The 14,354-nt window shown below is 37.4% G+C and carries 18 protein-coding genes; all 18 read right to left on the reverse strand.

The annotated features are described in order from the left end of the window. Positions 1 to 69: 69 nt before the first annotated feature. Positions 70 to 924: a DUF3570 domain-containing protein gene (locus Q0X89_RS08220; RefSeq protein ID WP_367177031.1), complete on the reverse strand. Its 855-nt coding sequence runs from the start codon at positions 922 to 924 to the stop codon at positions 70 to 72. After that, positions 867 to 1,349, reverse strand: coding sequence for a hypothetical protein (locus Q0X89_RS18045; RefSeq protein WP_367177032.1), 483 nt, complete (start codon positions 1,347 to 1,349; stop codon positions 867 to 869). Before Q0X89_RS18045 ends, Q0X89_RS08220 begins: the two co-directional genes overlap by 58 nt. A gap of 46 nt (positions 1,350 to 1,395) precedes the next feature. After that, positions 1,396 to 1,608: a DUF4266 domain-containing protein gene (locus tag Q0X89_RS08225; RefSeq protein ID WP_297693010.1), complete on the reverse strand. Its 213-nt coding sequence runs from the start codon at positions 1,606 to 1,608 to the stop codon at positions 1,396 to 1,398. Beyond that, the gene (locus tag Q0X89_RS08230) at positions 1,605 to 2,591 is read right to left on the reverse strand and encodes an FAD:protein FMN transferase (RefSeq protein WP_297693012.1); all 987 of its coding nucleotides are present in this window, start codon (positions 2,589 to 2,591) and stop codon (positions 1,605 to 1,607) included. Before Q0X89_RS08230 ends, Q0X89_RS08225 begins: the two co-directional genes overlap by 4 nt. Continuing rightward, positions 2,592 to 3,029 carry a thioredoxin family protein gene (locus tag Q0X89_RS08235; protein ID WP_297693014.1) on the reverse strand — a complete coding sequence of 146 codons (438 nt, stop codon included), beginning with the start codon at positions 3,027 to 3,029 and terminating at the stop codon, positions 2,592 to 2,594. 129 nt (positions 3,030 to 3,158) lie between these two features. Next, complete coding sequence (locus Q0X89_RS08240) at positions 3,159 to 3,722, reverse strand: cysteine hydrolase family protein (protein WP_297693016.1); 564 nt, start codon at positions 3,720 to 3,722, stop codon at positions 3,159 to 3,161. Between the two features lie 26 nt (positions 3,723 to 3,748). Beyond that, complete coding sequence (locus tag Q0X89_RS08245) at positions 3,749 to 4,627, reverse strand: ABC transporter ATP-binding protein (RefSeq protein ID WP_297693018.1); 879 nt, start codon at positions 4,625 to 4,627, stop codon at positions 3,749 to 3,751. Then, positions 4,624 to 5,295, reverse strand: coding sequence for a molybdate ABC transporter permease subunit (modB, locus tag Q0X89_RS08250; protein ID WP_297693020.1), 672 nt, complete (start codon positions 5,293 to 5,295; stop codon positions 4,624 to 4,626). Before modB ends, Q0X89_RS08245 begins: the two co-directional genes overlap by 4 nt. After that, positions 5,295 to 5,696, reverse strand: a complete 402-nt coding sequence (locus Q0X89_RS08255) for a TOBE domain-containing protein (RefSeq protein ID WP_297693022.1) — start codon at positions 5,694 to 5,696, stop codon at positions 5,295 to 5,297. The genes modB and Q0X89_RS08255 overlap by 1 nt, the downstream gene beginning before the upstream one ends. Beyond that, complete coding sequence (modA, locus tag Q0X89_RS08260) at positions 5,689 to 6,465, reverse strand: molybdate ABC transporter substrate-binding protein (RefSeq protein WP_297693023.1); 777 nt, start codon at positions 6,463 to 6,465, stop codon at positions 5,689 to 5,691. Before modA ends, Q0X89_RS08255 begins: the two co-directional genes overlap by 8 nt. 65 nt (positions 6,466 to 6,530) lie before the next feature. Further along, positions 6,531 to 7,295, reverse strand: coding sequence for an SOS response-associated peptidase (locus Q0X89_RS08265; RefSeq protein ID WP_297693025.1), 765 nt, complete (start codon positions 7,293 to 7,295; stop codon positions 6,531 to 6,533). A gap of 94 nt (positions 7,296 to 7,389) precedes the next feature. Then, positions 7,390 to 8,787 carry a TIGR00366 family protein gene (locus Q0X89_RS08270; RefSeq protein WP_297693027.1) on the reverse strand — a complete coding sequence of 466 codons (1,398 nt, stop codon included), beginning with the start codon at positions 8,785 to 8,787 and terminating at the stop codon, positions 7,390 to 7,392. Between the two features lie 198 nt (positions 8,788 to 8,985). After that, positions 8,986 to 10,287: a CocE/NonD family hydrolase gene (locus tag Q0X89_RS08275; protein WP_297693029.1), complete on the reverse strand. Its 1,302-nt coding sequence runs from the start codon at positions 10,285 to 10,287 to the stop codon at positions 8,986 to 8,988. 30 nt (positions 10,288 to 10,317) lie between these two features. Next, on the reverse strand, positions 10,318 to 11,118 hold the full coding sequence (locus Q0X89_RS08280; RefSeq protein ID WP_297693031.1) for a class I SAM-dependent methyltransferase: 801 nt from the start codon (positions 11,116 to 11,118) through the stop codon (positions 10,318 to 10,320). 3 nt (positions 11,119 to 11,121) lie between these two features. Next, positions 11,122 to 11,667: a GNAT family N-acetyltransferase gene (locus tag Q0X89_RS08285; RefSeq protein WP_297693033.1), complete on the reverse strand. Its 546-nt coding sequence runs from the start codon at positions 11,665 to 11,667 to the stop codon at positions 11,122 to 11,124. Next, positions 11,664 to 12,149, reverse strand: coding sequence for a DinB family protein (locus Q0X89_RS08290; RefSeq protein ID WP_297693035.1), 486 nt, complete (start codon positions 12,147 to 12,149; stop codon positions 11,664 to 11,666). Before Q0X89_RS08290 ends, Q0X89_RS08285 begins: the two co-directional genes overlap by 4 nt. 69 nt (positions 12,150 to 12,218) lie before the next feature. After that, positions 12,219 to 13,616: a Gfo/Idh/MocA family oxidoreductase gene (locus Q0X89_RS08295; protein ID WP_297693037.1), complete on the reverse strand. Its 1,398-nt coding sequence runs from the start codon at positions 13,614 to 13,616 to the stop codon at positions 12,219 to 12,221. Positions 13,617 to 13,792: 176 nt separating this feature from the next. After that, positions 13,793 to 14,354 (reverse strand): diacylglycerol kinase family protein (locus Q0X89_RS08300; protein ID WP_367177033.1); only part of this gene is annotated, 562 nt, incomplete at its 5' end.

Consider the following 14,354-nt stretch of genomic DNA (forward strand, 5'->3'; position numbering starts at 1 on the left):
GGCTCGTTTTTTTTTTAGAATATTTCCGGCTATCCCTTTACCTGATGCTCATAAATAATAGAATTCGTTTTAATCAACGACAAACTTTAAACCGGCAGTAATAATTCCTGCACTTAAACCGGTATTTCTTTTGTAATAATTATATTTTAAATCAACACTTTTTAAACCTACTTTCAACTTGTGTTGTTTTAGGATTATGTTCGTATAATTGATTCCGAAACCATATTGATTTGCATTGTACTCAGAAAGGTCATAGTCTGAGGTATAGTATATGGAAGTGGAAAGATGTTCGTTATAGGGCGCAAAATAATCTGCCGCCTTTTGGTTGTAAAACCGATACGAAGGATATAAAGTAAATTTTTGCGTGATCTTTACAGGGAATTCAAGACTTAATGTATTGGAATTTATCCCCCAGTCATCAAAATAATACCTGTAGTACGAGCGTATTACCAGATATTCATTAACAAAAAAGTTGAGCCTTCCTCCCAATGCAACTTTAAACCTGGAATCGGGTAAGCGTTCAATGTCATCAGCCAGATGAAAATTATCAATAAAGGAATCTGCTATGTCACTAAAGTAAACTCTCTGAAAGGGTGTTGACAGCAAACCTTGTTGCAGTACAAAATCAGTTAAAAAAGTCCCCTGTATATTACGTGAAAGGATTTGTGATAAACCAATACCCAATGAATAGGAGTTGCGATTTTCGTTCGTTAAAACAGAAAAAGACGGGTTGTAATCAGGATTTCCGGTAATCGTATTTTCTATAAATAGAAAATCATTTAGACCTCTTCCACCTGGGGCAAAAGGGCGAAGTTCATAGGGGTAGATAATCTTCCATTTATCAAGGAATACATTTGCACTAAGCCCTAGTTCAGTATTTTTTTCATTAAACAATCTGGTATAACTGCCTCCAAAGCACTCCATATAGAATTTCTATCATCTGAACTATGACTATAATTACCTGTAAGATTAAACCAGGTGTCATCCCGCGAAGCACCAGAGGCAGAGATAAATGGATCTGCAAAACCTTTATCAAATGGATTAATATTACTGGATGATGCGGAAGTATATGCAGAAATGCCCGCGTCTACTGTAAGCACGTCATCATCACTTACAGGTATTGATATTATCATAGTTCCCGTAATATCTGTTAATTCTTCAGTGCCAAGCCCCCCGGTTACCGCAGCATTATTACCATCCTGGTAATAGTAACTAGATAATAGATCAATTTCAGCGGTTTCCAAAACCCTTTTTTTATAGCCGTCAGGATTTTGATCAGAATTCTGAGCATTACAAATGCAACAGACCATGAAGAGGCAAATAAAAAATAGGGACTTATTTATTGTCATAGTTTTTCTTAAAAGAATAGCGCATTATATTATGCAATCCGGTTAATTAATTGCATCCGCAACCTCCACCTGTTTTGCCACCATTTGCCCCGGCAGCAGCTTCCCGATAGGAATGAAAGACTGTAACGTTTCTGTCACACAGTTTTTCCGATAACTCCATATCAGGATCATTAATATTCACTTTTTCATATCCCTTAACCACCACGCAACTGTTTAAAAGTATTGGGATACAGACTATAAATGCAATTTTCTTGATCATATCCTGTCTATTTCTATATTGTCGGAAGTAAACACCTTCCCTTTTTCATCTATAATTATACATTCAATTTTAGGCAATTGATTAATTCTGTTTAACCCTGCTTCAATGCCCATGACAAATACAGAAGTTGCAAGCGCATCGGCTAATTCTGCTTTGGGAGCAAATACTGTTACGCTCAAAATGCCGGTAGAAGGATAACCTGTTCGCGGGTCTATTATATGGGCATAACGCGTACCGTTAAATTGAACAAATTTTTCATAGTTGCCTGAAGTTACCACCGCACCGTTAGTAACTGGTAAAATAGCGGCCGCCTTAGTTTTGTTTAGTGGATTCGTGATAGCTACAGTCCATTCGTTACCATTGGGTTGTCTGCCCCATGTATTCATATCTCCTGAGGCATTAATAATACCTGCCTGTATATTGTTTTTCTGTAGTAAGGCCTTTGCACGATCCGCTGCATATCCCTTTCCTATGGCTCCGAACCCTATTTTCATACCCTTTTCTTTGAGGAAGACAGAGGTATTCTCGGCATCAAGAATGATATCCTGAAATCCCACCTTAGAAACAGATAACTTAATTGCCTCATTTGAAGGCATTTTCTTCATACTGCCATCAAATTTCCAGATTTTATCCATAGACGCGTAGCTTATATCAAAAGCACCATCGGTTAAAGTTGAAATATTTATCGCCCTGTCTATCAGGCCGTATAGTTCCCGGCTGACTTTAACCGGCTTTATTCCTGCATTTGAGTTGATTTCAGAAGTTTCGGAATTAGGGTCCCAGGAAGAAATGAGTTTTTCAATTCTTGTAATTTCATTAATGGCGAGGTTTATAGCTTTATCGGCCTCCGTTGAGTCCTTAACGACAACGGTAATTTGGAAACCACTGCCCATCAGTTTTAAGTTTCTATGGAAAGATTGCTGTGCCCATGCGGGAACAATACTTAAAATAAGGATCAAAAGTGCAGCTATGTGTTTCGTCATTTACTCGGAAAAAGATTCTAATAAATCGATATATTCTTTTACAGATATATTTTTATATCCTGTTTGTCCCAATACTTTACCATCTTTATCCAGAACAACGACCAAGGGAAAATATCCATTGCGATTATAGGTCTCTGCTAACTTCTCATTTTTATTTTTTTGTTCAAGCGGGAGCCTATTTTGCTTTTTACGAGGGAAATCTGCCAGTAACATCACAAATTTATCGGAAGCATATTCCTGGAATTCTTCACTACTCCATATTCGTTTGTCAAGTTTTATACAAGGGGCACACCAATCTGATCCCTGAAATACCAAGATTATACTTTTATTCCCGGCTCTAGACATTTCTTTCGCTACGGCCAGATCAGTTTGCCAATCCTGGGCAAAAATCATTCCCGTTCCCAGGAATATTGCAAAAAGTACATTTTGTATTTTCATATGTTACACTAACGTATATTTTAAAGAATTCGTATTAGCATTTACACAGGCAGGAGCGCCTTTTTCATTGGTCATCAGGCATTTTTCAATCGTAATCTAAAATCTGGCCAAAGAAAACTTCTAAATCTGTTATTCTCCCGCGACTTGTCTTAATAATTCATCGGTTCTGATAACTGTGGCAAATTCGTTATGCAAACTGGCCAATTCAATATCATGAATGGTTTCAGCCTTGAATTTAGTTCCATCAGGACCCACTTTATCAAAAGTAGCCGTAGCATCTGAAACCAAAAAGGTTTTATATCCCAAATTACCCGCCATTCTTGCGCTGCTAGATACACAATGATCTGTAGTAAGTCCAACTATTACCAATTTGCTTATTCCCAGCAAATCCAATTGTTGTCTTAAATCTGTACCTATAAAAGCACTATTCACCTGTTTTTCTATAATTGATTCATTTGCCAGGGGCTTAACAATATCTTTGAATTCGTTGCCCGGTTGGCCCGGTATGAGCGGTGAATCGGAATTAGTGGAATTATGTTTAATATGAAAGATAGGAAACTTTTGATTTCTCCAGAAGTCCAGGATTCTTTTGGCATTGGCTTCTGCCTGCAGATTATTTCTGTGGCCACCATAATAGTCAATTTCATCCAGACCTTTTTGAATATCGATAAGAAGTAATGCCGTGTTGCTCATTCGAATTTGTAAAAATTTTGACCTAACTATTCTTGGATTTTATAAAGAATAGGATTGAAAGCTTTAGACGCCACCATCACTTTGTCGCCAACCTTAAGGGTTTGCATTTCAGATTTATTGGCAATTACTTTAACTACATTGTTTTGTATTAAAACAGAAACAATTAAGACAACGTCCTGGGGTTCTATCTTTAATATTTCTCCGGTAAATTTGAATTTACCGCTGATTTTTTGGTTAGAAAAGATCTCACTCGGAATACCTTGTCTCACAATTTTGCCTTGTTCAAGCACAAAAACCCGGTCAGACAGTTTCATGATCTCACCAATATCATGGCTTACCAATATCGTTGTTAAATTGTATTCTTTATGAATTCTTGTGATATAATCCTGGAGTTTCAACCTGATTTTATAATCCAGTGCGGCAAGTGGTTCATCCAATAAAAGAACATCGGGTTTGCGAACAAGAGCTCTCGAAAGGGCTACACGTTGTTGTTGGCCACCGGACAGGGTTTGTGGTTTTCTGTTTTGAAGATCGCCAAGTTCCATCATCTCTATAAGTTCTGTTATCACCTTTTTATTCTGTCCTTTGCCAGATGCAAACTCCAGATTTTGTAATACGCTCATATTTGGAAATAAGGCATAATCCTGAAAAACGTAACCTATATTCCTCTTCTGAGGTGCCAAAAAGATTTTGTTTTTAGTGTCAATCCAACTGACTTCATTTATCGTTATTTCTCCTTTATCAGGTTTTAAAAGGCCGGCAAGTATTCTTAAAGTTGATGTTTTTCCTGCACCAGATTCACCATACAGCGTTACCAATTCCCCTTTCTTAATTTGGCATTGAATATGAAAGTTCATTTCACTGTCAAAGGCGCGTAATTTTTTATGAACGTCTATTTTAATCATTTCCAAAAGCGCTTTAGATACCCCCCGTTAATTAAATAGACCATAAGCAAAATACAAAAGGTAATAACAAACAGTACTGTAGCATAGAAATTAGCCGCACTATAGTTCATAGCTTCCACTTCGTCATATATGGCAATGGATGCAACTTTGGTTCTACCCGGAATACTACCACCTATCATAAGTACTACCCCAAATTCACCCACGGTATGGGCAAAAGCAAGTACAATTCCTGTTAATAATGAAGCTTTACAATTGGGTAAGAGTACTTTGAACAATGTTGTCCATTTAGATTTTCCCATTACCTGTGAAGCCTCCGTCAATGAATGTGGCAGAATACTCAGGCCAGATTGAATAGGGTGCACCATAAAAGGCAAACTGTAGATTATAGAGGCTACAACAAGTCCGCCAAACGAGAATACGAGTTTAATCCCAAGCCATTCATTTATCCAATTGCCAAATGCGTTACCCGGGCTGAATGCTAAAAGGAAATAAAATCCAAGCACTGTAGGCGGTAATACGAGGGGCATACTGACCAGCGTTTCTATAAGGGGTTTAGACCTGGATTTCGTATTAACCATCCAGTATGCCAGAGGCACCGAAATAATCAAAAGAATTACCGTAGTAACAAAAGCTAGTTTAAAGGTGATTAAGAGTGGATCCCAATTCATTATTCAGATAACATTATTTCATTAGTCTTAACCATAGCGCATACTGTTAGTTCTTCTTTTAAACTAAGTTGATCTACCGCATTGGTGGTAATAATGGAACTGATATCACCTGCCGGGGTATTTATAATTATATTACTTAATAACTGACCACGTTCAACACGCTTAATTTCTCCTCTAATCTGGTTTTGAAGACTTATTAAATGCTTTATATCTTTTCCAATAACAACTTCAGTTTCCTTAAACAAAACCTTAACCAAATGGCCTTCGCTAAGATAAGATGCAGTTTCGGGAGTTTCAATGATAACAGCCTTAAACAATATTTCATCAGAAAGCGCTACGGTTACGAGTGACAAACTGCCATTTACCTGAACTTCCTTAATATGACCTTTTAAGCTATTCATCTACCGAATATCCGAAATCTTTTAATATAATCCTGGCCTCATTGGAGAAAAGAAAATTATAAAATTTATTAGCATTATGATTATTTCCTTCAGATTGTTTTATGACCACTGCACCCTGTGAAATTGGTTTATAATCAGTATCATTCACCAAAATCCATTTACCCTTACCCTTCATTTCTGGTGCCAGAACCACGGATTGTGCTGTAAACCCAATTTCGGCCGATTCAGAATAAATAAATTGATTGGTTTGGCCAATACTTTCACCGTATACCAATTTATTTTTAAGACGGTCTAAAAGCGCATGTTTTTCCAGTACTTCTACCGCTGCTTGTCCATAGGGTGCTGTTTTGGGATTTGCCAGTGCAATGTGATTAATAGAAGAATCATTCAGTTTTGCCATTGATAGTGGTAGCTCGTCAACCATGGTCCATAGTACTAATTTTCCATAGGCATAGATCTCAGGTGGAGCCGTTGTTAAACCCTTATCATACAGCTTCGTAGGGTATTTCATATCAGCCGATACAAAAACATCAAATGGGGCACCTTCCATGATTTGAGCCGTATGTTTACCCGAAGATCCTAAAATTAATTGACAGGGAATACCAGTCTTTTCTATAAATTTTTCTGTAATAGGTCCCAGAGCATATTGCATATTTGCAGAGGCTGCTATTGTAACTTTAGATGATTCCTTCGTTGCACCATTACAAGAAATAATAAGCGTTAAAAATAGAATTGAAATACGACTTAATCCCTTGTTTTTAATTTGCATTTTGTTTTAGAAAATTATCATACTATTAGCAATCACCAACTGCCGATTTTTGTAATGGTCGTCCTTTAAAATTCCAACTCCGCATAGGTTACCTCTTTAGTGATCTCTCGAATATTACCGGGATATTCTTTACCCCTGAGACGGCTAACAGTATGAGCTTTTAGTTGGTCTTCCGGATAGGATTGAATTAATTCCTGAATAGTTTTTTTATCTAACTCGTCCTCTATATGCTCAAGCCATTTATCCGCCAATTCATCGGGAAGTATTAGTGGCATTCGGGGTCCTGCTGCCCTCGGATTGTTATGGATCCTGGTCATCATGGCATTGCCCTTTGTTGTAACAATAGTAAAAGTATTTATAAATTCCCCTGTTTCAGGATCTGCCCATTCGCTCCAGAGTCCAGCCAGGGCCATTGGTTCGCCATCTTTTCTACTTAAATAAAAAGGATAAGTTTTCCCTCTAAAATGATGATGTTCATAAAATCCATCTACATAAATAATACATCTTTTGTTTTTGGCGGAATTACGAAAAGAAGGTTTTTCAAAAATGGTTTCCCCTCTGGCATTAAGTGTTTTGTTCCAGAGATTTCTAAGTTGTGTTTTATCTTTCACCCAAAATGGTACCAGACCCCAGGTTGCAAGAGTTGGCTCATATGGCGAACTATCGGGATAAATAAATAATTTTGGGTGATTAAAGCCCGATACATGATAGAGTGGCAGATCTGACAAGGGCGCTAGTTTTTCAATGATTTCTTCAATAGCCTGCTCATTGCCATAATGCCTTGCTCTCTTTAACTGAGCTTCCAAACTTGCCTTGATATCATAACACATATTTAAATTTAAGAAATAATGTTTAATAAAGCAGTTGTGTATGTATGGAAAGGGAACTTACCATATGCCAGGTAAAGGATACACCATTGTACTGTTATAATGGCATATAGACAAGCAATAGTGACTGAATGATAAAAAACAAAATAAATGGAATAACAAAGAAACCCATAATATCTCTTGCCTGCAATTTGGTCCCGGCTGCCATAACTGGAAAAATAATAAGCAGGTAAAAAGGTTGAAGGGCATTACTAAGGCTTTCACCATAGGCAATAGCCATTGATGCTCTTGCTATCATAGCGGTAACTTCAGATTCACCTAATCCTGCTCCCAAATCTTTAACCACATTAATAATGCTGGGACCAATTACTGCAAACTCACCTCCTGCAGAGGGGATTGCAAAATTTACCAAACCACCAGAAACATAAGCTAAAAACGGATAATTGGTCATTGTGGCAAATGATGCCTGAATTTCCCCAATTTTGTCGCCCAGACCTGTTGAAAACATAATTCCCATGATACCTGCATAAAATGGATATTGAAATAGTATTCCGGAAATATTGCTGCTCGCACGTTTCATGGAAATGCTATAGCGCAGAGGTGTTTTGTGCAGAAATAATCCGAGTATCAAAAACATGAAGATGATAATGTTAAAATTAAGATCAAAACCATTTTGGTAGAAGTAATGGCCGATATATATAAAGCCAAAAATTGAAATTGTGACCTGCAAAAAAGCACTATTATTCAAAATGTCTGAGACTGCCTTGAAAGGCAATTTGTAGGAATCCGCCTCTGCTTTTACAGAAGATTCCTTTTGTGGATTGTCCAGGATCAAAAGATCAGATAATTCTTTTTGTTTGCTGTTTTTTGGGATTAAAGTGAAAAATAATAATGGACTTACTACAACAAATAACAGAATCATAACCAGGTTGAGTGAAGACCCCAAGGTATATGCAGTTGGTATTAATTCTGAAAGAATTCCCGCTTCAATCAAGAAGTTATCTTCGGTATTTAATAAAAGGGCAATAGAACTGGAAGCCCCGGCAACCCAACTACCCATGCCAAAATAAACACAGGCAATAAGGAAAGGATAATTTAATCCCTTCACTCTTACTGCCAATTCCCTGGCCAAAATGGCTACAATGACGATCATTCCGAAACTGATCAGGGAAAACAACGCACTGGATATCAGTACAAATAAATAAACCTGCCCGGGAGTATTAATAAAACGCGCTATCCAATTTATTCCTTTTGCAATGGGATCGGATTGTGCTATACTATAGGCTGTCACAATAACCAGAATAATCTGCATTCCAAAGGCCAATAAGGACCAAAAGCCATCATACCAGCCACTTAGCACATTCATAAGCGAGGCATCGGTCCAAATAAGAGCCATAAAACCAGTGAACAACGTGAGGAGCAATGCAAAAACATAAGCACTGGGCATGTATCTTATAAAAAGATCAGTAAAAATTTTTCCCAGTGTTGAAATCATTTAATTGGCCTATAAAGTCTGTATGGTTAACAAAAGAACTGTTCTACTTATTGATTAATCAATATTAATATTAGATTCCTAAAAGTGATTTATTAAAATGTTCAGTCCTTAAATATAAGGGGGATTTTGGTCTTACGAAATTTAGAATTCAAAATTTATATAACTTTTTAGACAATGTAAAAGAACCCTGTTGAAGGCTTAATTGGTTACCGAAATAGTATTGATCCAATTCTCCAAAGTTGCTACATATTCGGGATGTATTTTAGACCAATACGGAAAATCACTTTGCCCGATATCGTACATAGAGTGGGAAGCACCTTGCAGTAATACAATTTCATAATTTTTGTTTTGGGCTTTCTTGAGAGCTTCGGTAATTACTTCATGACTGTCTTCAGGAATTATTTCATCTAAACTCCCCTGAACAATCAATACAGGCTGTTTAGTTTTTTCAAAATATGGAATAGGGGTAAAGTTTAGTTTTTTATCTATTTCAATCTCATCAAGCTTTGGAATCCATACCATATTATACCAATCTTGTGATTTGATTAAATTGATCTCTTTCTCAAGAGTTTCTTTGGAAATATTTCCTGCAATCGTTTCAAAAACTTTACGCTCAAAACTTGTTGCCTGCTCAATATTTATACCCAGATTTTTAGTATTTCTGTTTTTCCAGTAGTTAAGATCACTCTCCAATAAGGTAGTACCGGGGCAGCTTACAGCTATTCCATACTTAAGTTCTTTTAATTCATTTAAAATATATGGGATCTTGGTAGCTCCCTGGCTGCTGCCTTTTATACCTATAAGATTAAGCGGGATAGTTGTTTTTTCTGAAAACCGCTTAATAGCATTAATATCATCTGAAGCAAGTTCTTCTATACTGGCCATTGGCCAGTTACCTTCAGAGATTCCTGTTCCCCGTTTGTCATAAATAAAAGTGGTAAAACCTTGTTTGGCAAAAAGTTGAGCCTCTGCTCGCGAAGCACTTCTGTCTGAATTGCCTGAAGAAGTGACTATAATCAGACCCATATTATTGTCTTTCTGAGGTGCAGGATAAAAGATAGTGCCGTTCAGATGGAGACCATTGGATTCATAGCCAATGTCCTCAGCTGACAATACTTTTTCATCGGCCATAGTTTTAAAAAGTGCGTATTGAATTTCAACTGTATCCACGGCCAGTGTTCCACGTAATTCAGTATTATTGTTTTCAAATTTATTTTTAAACGAATACGTGTAAAAATCGCTCTGTAGTTTAAAATTTATTGAATCTCCATTTACTTCAACCTCCCTAAAAGGGATGCGATTTGCGTTTTGTTGAAGGCTCGAAAAAAATACTTTCCAGTCCGTAGAATCTCGCTCTATATCAATAGTAATTGAATCTTCAAAATTTCCTTTTTTGAAGATACCACTATATTTCCCGGTAGGTTCAGGTAATTCAGTTTTCGATTTATCTACACATGATACAATGGCCAGAATCAAGAATACATATAAGTATTTTGTCATGAGTTAACTATATTAAATTTATTTGCCCGATTACTTTTTTATGCCTTCTAAAGAATACACCATGGGTAGTTTATTTCCAAGATGCTTAATCCTGTACTTACCCGGTTCCGATTCCATAGTGAATTTAAAACAGTCATATGGTGAATAATCATATTCCTCAAAGGAGGTCACTTCAATACCATTACCAACCAAACTGGTTATAACTTCTCCCAGGCTGTGATTCCACATTACGTATTCCAGATTAATATCAGCGTCCTTTTTAGCGTATGTCCCCGTTTCGGATTCTACAATGGGTCCTGAATTGAAATATCGATAGGCAATCTTGCTAAATTCATCATCGAACATCCAGACAACCGGATGAAACTCAATGAAAATAAACCTGCCGCCCGGTTTTAAAAACCTTGAGACAACCGCCGCCCATTTGTTCAGATCGGGAAGCCAGCCTATGGTGCCATAGGTAGTGTAAACTATATCAAATTCATTATTCAGATGATTAGGCAGATCATAAAGATCACAGTTAACAAATTTGGCGTCAAGGTTTGTTTTCTGAGCTAATTCTCTGGCCCTTTGAATAGCTTGGTCAGAGAGATCTACTCCTGTAACTTTTGCGCCCATCCTGGCTAGAGAAAGTGAATCCAGTCCGAAATGACATTGCAAATGCAATATGCTTTTGCCTTCCAGATCGCCAAGGAGATCTAGCTCTATATTATTAAGAGATGTCTTTCCATTGAGAAATCCTTTTACATCATAGAAATCAGATTCCATGTGAGTATCTGTCTTGCGGTTCCAGGAGGCCTTGTTTATTTTTAGGTAATCAGAGTCCGAATCCATAGGTTATATGCCGTTTTGTGTATTCTTAAGATACTGTTCTTTAGATATTTTATAATACAAGGAGTTCTCTATCCCCTTGCAGCTATCGTTTTTCCAATATTCCATAGAGAGTTTTTCCAGAACTTTTATAGAACCTGTATTTTTCATTGCAACCCTGCCAATGATCTCTTTTATATTAAGTTCCATAAACCCATATTCAAGACAAGCTTTAGCAGCTTCTGTGGCATATCCTTTGTTCCATTCTCTTCTGAAGAAACGAAACCCGAGATCAATTAAATTCTGCTCATTTAATTTTAGTCCGCACCACCCTAAAAAAGTGTTAGAATCTTTCTTAATTACCGCCCATCTGCCAAAGCCATTGTTTTCATAATCCTTGTAGTTATTAAGAAAATCTCTTGCGTTTTCAACATTTTCAAAAGGGGGGTCACCGGTGTATTTTATTACTTCCGGATCTGAATTTAATTCCCAGATTTTATAAGCATCGTCAACTGTGAATTCCCTTAGTATTAACCTGGGAGTTTCTATTAGGGGTTTTGATAGACGATTCATCCCTTTAGCAGTTTTATCACCAGCCCAATCTGTCCTAAATGGTAAATATCATGGTGTAACATTCCTTCGAGTACAAATGAATAAGGATAGTTACCACCAAATTCGGGGTCATAGTAGCATTCATTCAAAAATGTATCATCCTTATCCTGTAATAGCTCAAATAATTCACTAAGGGTACTATTATCTTCTTCCCTGAGCTTCTTCCAGCCAATAGACTTTAACTCCTCATTTGATCTCCAATTCTCAGGTTGGTCATCTGTAAGTTTGCCTCGACCTGTTTTTAATTTTAAGATGGTATCCTTCCGCCAGGAAATGATATGTGCAATAATTTCAGCAATACTGTGAACAGAGGGGAGCGGACGTACAAACAGCTCATTTTCTTTAAGTTGAGACAATCTTTTATTATAAGAGGTCCCAGCCCAAATCAAACCATTATGAACGTCGCTTATTTGCCTTTTTATTGAATTAATTTGTGTATTCATTATCAAACGGAAAATGCGTACTTGTTAATGAGACGAACTAGATGAGAAAATTTTTCGTAACGGGTAAAATTAGGTTATAATATCCAAAGGTTTAGTTTCTTTCCAATTACCCCGGGTAAAATCAGGGAATGTCTGCGGAGCACCATCATTAGCTATAGAGAGCTCGCTTAAAGGAGAAACCGCACTCCAGAAACATCCTTCATACACGTTTTGATCCAAAGGAAGTCCGTTCCTAAGACACTCTATTATTCGGTAAACCATCATCCCATCCATACCACCATGACCACTTTCACTTGTGGTTGAGGACAGGCGTTTGTATAATGGATGATCATATTTTTCGTAAAGTGTGGCTAGTTGTTCTCCCTCCGCCCATTGATGATGACTTTCTGTAATGCCTTCAATACCACCTTCCAAAGCTACCCTAGTAGGAAAGCCAGCTAAAATACCTTTGGTTCCCTGTATTAAGTTAAGTCGGGTATAAGGTCTCGGACTTGTTTCATCCCATTGAACAAGAATGGTTCTGCCCATATTTGTCTTGATTATAGATGTATTCATATCGCCCCCCTTATAATCCATTTGATTCCATTTATGATCAGCAGGATAATTTTTCCTGGCATATAAAGCACGGCCCATAGCAGGAGTAGAATAAGACACAAGACTTTTAAAAGTATCCTCAGTACGTCCCAGATTCATATATTGTGCTACCGGGCCCAGCCCATGAGTAGGGTAGAGGTTGCCGTTTCTTTTGGCATAATGATACGTACGCCAGGATCCGGTACCTCGTTTAACTTCATCCATCTGTGTTCTTAGATCGTGAATATAGGCTGCCTCCCCGTGTAATAGTTCACCAACGACCCCTAGTCTGCACATATTTAAGAATAGCAATTCGTCACGGCCATAATTTACATTTTCCATCATCATGCAATGTTTCCTGGTCTTCTCTGAGGTGTCTACAATTTTCCAGAGCTCGTCAATGCCTAAGGCTAAAGGAACTTCTACAAAAGCATGGGCGCCTTTGTTCATTACTTCGATGGCCATTGGGGCATGATTAGCCCAGTTTGTTGCAATAAAAACCATGTCAGGTTTTACTTCTTCGAGCATCAATTTCCATTTATCTTCACTGCCATAATAGGTAGCAATATGTTGATGTCTTTGGCCCTTACCCATTTCTTTAACCACACCTGCCCATTTTGTGGCAAGATCTTCATATAAATCTGAAATTGCCACAATCTCAGTACCCGGTAAGGAAGCAGAAAACTGCAAATGTTGAGGTCCGCGGGCACCTACTCCTATTACGGCAATCCTGATAGTCTCTAGTTTAGGGGCTGCAAAATCACCCATATATACAGCACTGGTATCTCTATTTTTTCGGGTTTGGCCGGAAACAGGGATAATAGATGCTGCAGCTATTGCCGCCGCGGATAATGATGTCTTTTGAATGAATTTTCTTCTGTTTATGTTTTTCATTACTCCAGGTATTGAATCTGAGTAAGGAAATTACCATTTTTTATTTAAAAAGACGAGCTGCAATTAATCAATTTTATTTGAGGCAAAAGCTTTTCCCACCAGCAGAAAATAAAAGATCAATTGGGATCTTATTCTGGAATATGTATGATTCCTTAAAGAGGTGTCTGAATTGTAAACTATTTGATGTTTAAATTATCATGGTGTGTTATTAACTTAATCGCACCGGTTAAAATTTTAACATCTATTTTGTCAAACATGCCAATAACCTCGCCATCGAGCTGAAGGAGCCTGGGTTCCTCAAATTCAATCTCTGCCTCTTTTGTGACAATAAGTTGGCTATACTGACTTTTGAGATATTCTTCATTAAACTTTGCCATGCCTGCTTTTAAGAGTGAAATGGTATCTACCTTTTCGACAATAACAATTTCAAATTTACCGTCCATTGGATTCCCAACTGCGTTAAGAGGAACGCCGGTTCCATATTTTCTTGAATTGCAGATACTCACCATAAGGCCATTAGCCTTTGTAGTTTCCCCGTTGGCCTTAACTGTCATATTAAAGTATTTTAGTTTATCCAGTTCTTCAAGGAAATACTTGGCATAGGTAATCATGCCTCTGTTTTTATCTTTAGAATATGCTTCAACAATATTTGCATTTATCCCAACATCACCAAGATGGGTAGTATAATACTGATCATTGACAAGCAACAAATCTAACCCCCTGATTGTGTCAGACATA

Source organism: uncultured Eudoraea sp., from assembly GCF_947258525.1.
Classification (GTDB): Bacteria; Bacteroidota; Bacteroidia; order Flavobacteriales; family Flavobacteriaceae; genus Eudoraea.

Excerpts from the sequence above, each read along its gene's own strand:
- Q0X89_RS08240 (WP_297693016.1), bottom strand. The coding sequence starts at position 3,722 with ATGAGCAACACGGCATTACTTCTTATCGATATTCAAAAAGGTCTGGAT.
- Q0X89_RS08245 (WP_297693018.1), bottom strand. The coding sequence starts at position 4,627 with ATGATTAAAATAGACGTTCATAAAAAATTACGCGCCTTTGACAGTGAA.
- Q0X89_RS08290 (WP_297693035.1), bottom strand. The coding sequence starts at position 12,149 with ATGAATACACAAATTAATTCAATAAAAAGGCAAATAAGCGACGTTCAT.
- Q0X89_RS08285 (WP_297693033.1), bottom strand. The coding sequence starts at position 11,667 with ATGAATCGTCTATCAAAACCCCTAATAGAAACTCCCAGGTTAATACTA.
- modA (WP_297693023.1), bottom strand. The coding sequence starts at position 6,465 with ATGCAAATTAAAAACAAGGGATTAAGTCGTATTTCAATTCTATTTTTA.
- Q0X89_RS08225 (WP_297693010.1), bottom strand. The coding sequence starts at position 1,608 with ATGATCAAGAAAATTGCATTTATAGTCTGTATCCCAATACTTTTAAAC.
- Q0X89_RS08255 (WP_297693022.1), bottom strand. The coding sequence starts at position 5,696 with ATGAATAGCTTAAAAGGTCATATTAAGGAAGTTCAGGTAAATGGCAGT.
- Q0X89_RS08235 (WP_297693014.1), bottom strand. The coding sequence starts at position 3,029 with ATGAAAATACAAAATGTACTTTTTGCAATATTCCTGGGAACGGGAATG.
- modB (WP_297693020.1), bottom strand. The coding sequence starts at position 5,295 with ATGAATTGGGATCCACTCTTAATCACCTTTAAACTAGCTTTTGTTACT.
- Q0X89_RS08275 (WP_297693029.1), bottom strand. The coding sequence starts at position 10,287 with ATGACAAAATACTTATATGTATTCTTGATTCTGGCCATTGTATCATGT.
- Q0X89_RS08270 (WP_297693027.1), bottom strand. The coding sequence starts at position 8,787 with ATGATTTCAACACTGGGAAAAATTTTTACTGATCTTTTTATAAGATAC.
- Q0X89_RS08295 (WP_297693037.1), bottom strand. The coding sequence starts at position 13,616 with ATGAAAAACATAAACAGAAGAAAATTCATTCAAAAGACATCATTATCC.
- Q0X89_RS08280 (WP_297693031.1), bottom strand. The coding sequence starts at position 11,118 with ATGGATTCGGACTCTGATTACCTAAAAATAAACAAGGCCTCCTGGAAC.
- Q0X89_RS08220 (WP_367177031.1), bottom strand. The coding sequence starts at position 924 with ATGGAGTGCTTTGGAGGCAGTTATACCAGATTGTTTAATGAAAAAAAT.
- Q0X89_RS18045 (WP_367177032.1), bottom strand. The coding sequence starts at position 1,349 with ATGACAATAAATAAGTCCCTATTTTTTATTTGCCTCTTCATGGTCTGT.
- Q0X89_RS08265 (WP_297693025.1), bottom strand. The coding sequence starts at position 7,295 with ATGTGTTATGATATCAAGGCAAGTTTGGAAGCTCAGTTAAAGAGAGCA.
- Q0X89_RS08230 (WP_297693012.1), bottom strand. The coding sequence starts at position 2,591 with ATGACGAAACACATAGCTGCACTTTTGATCCTTATTTTAAGTATTGTT.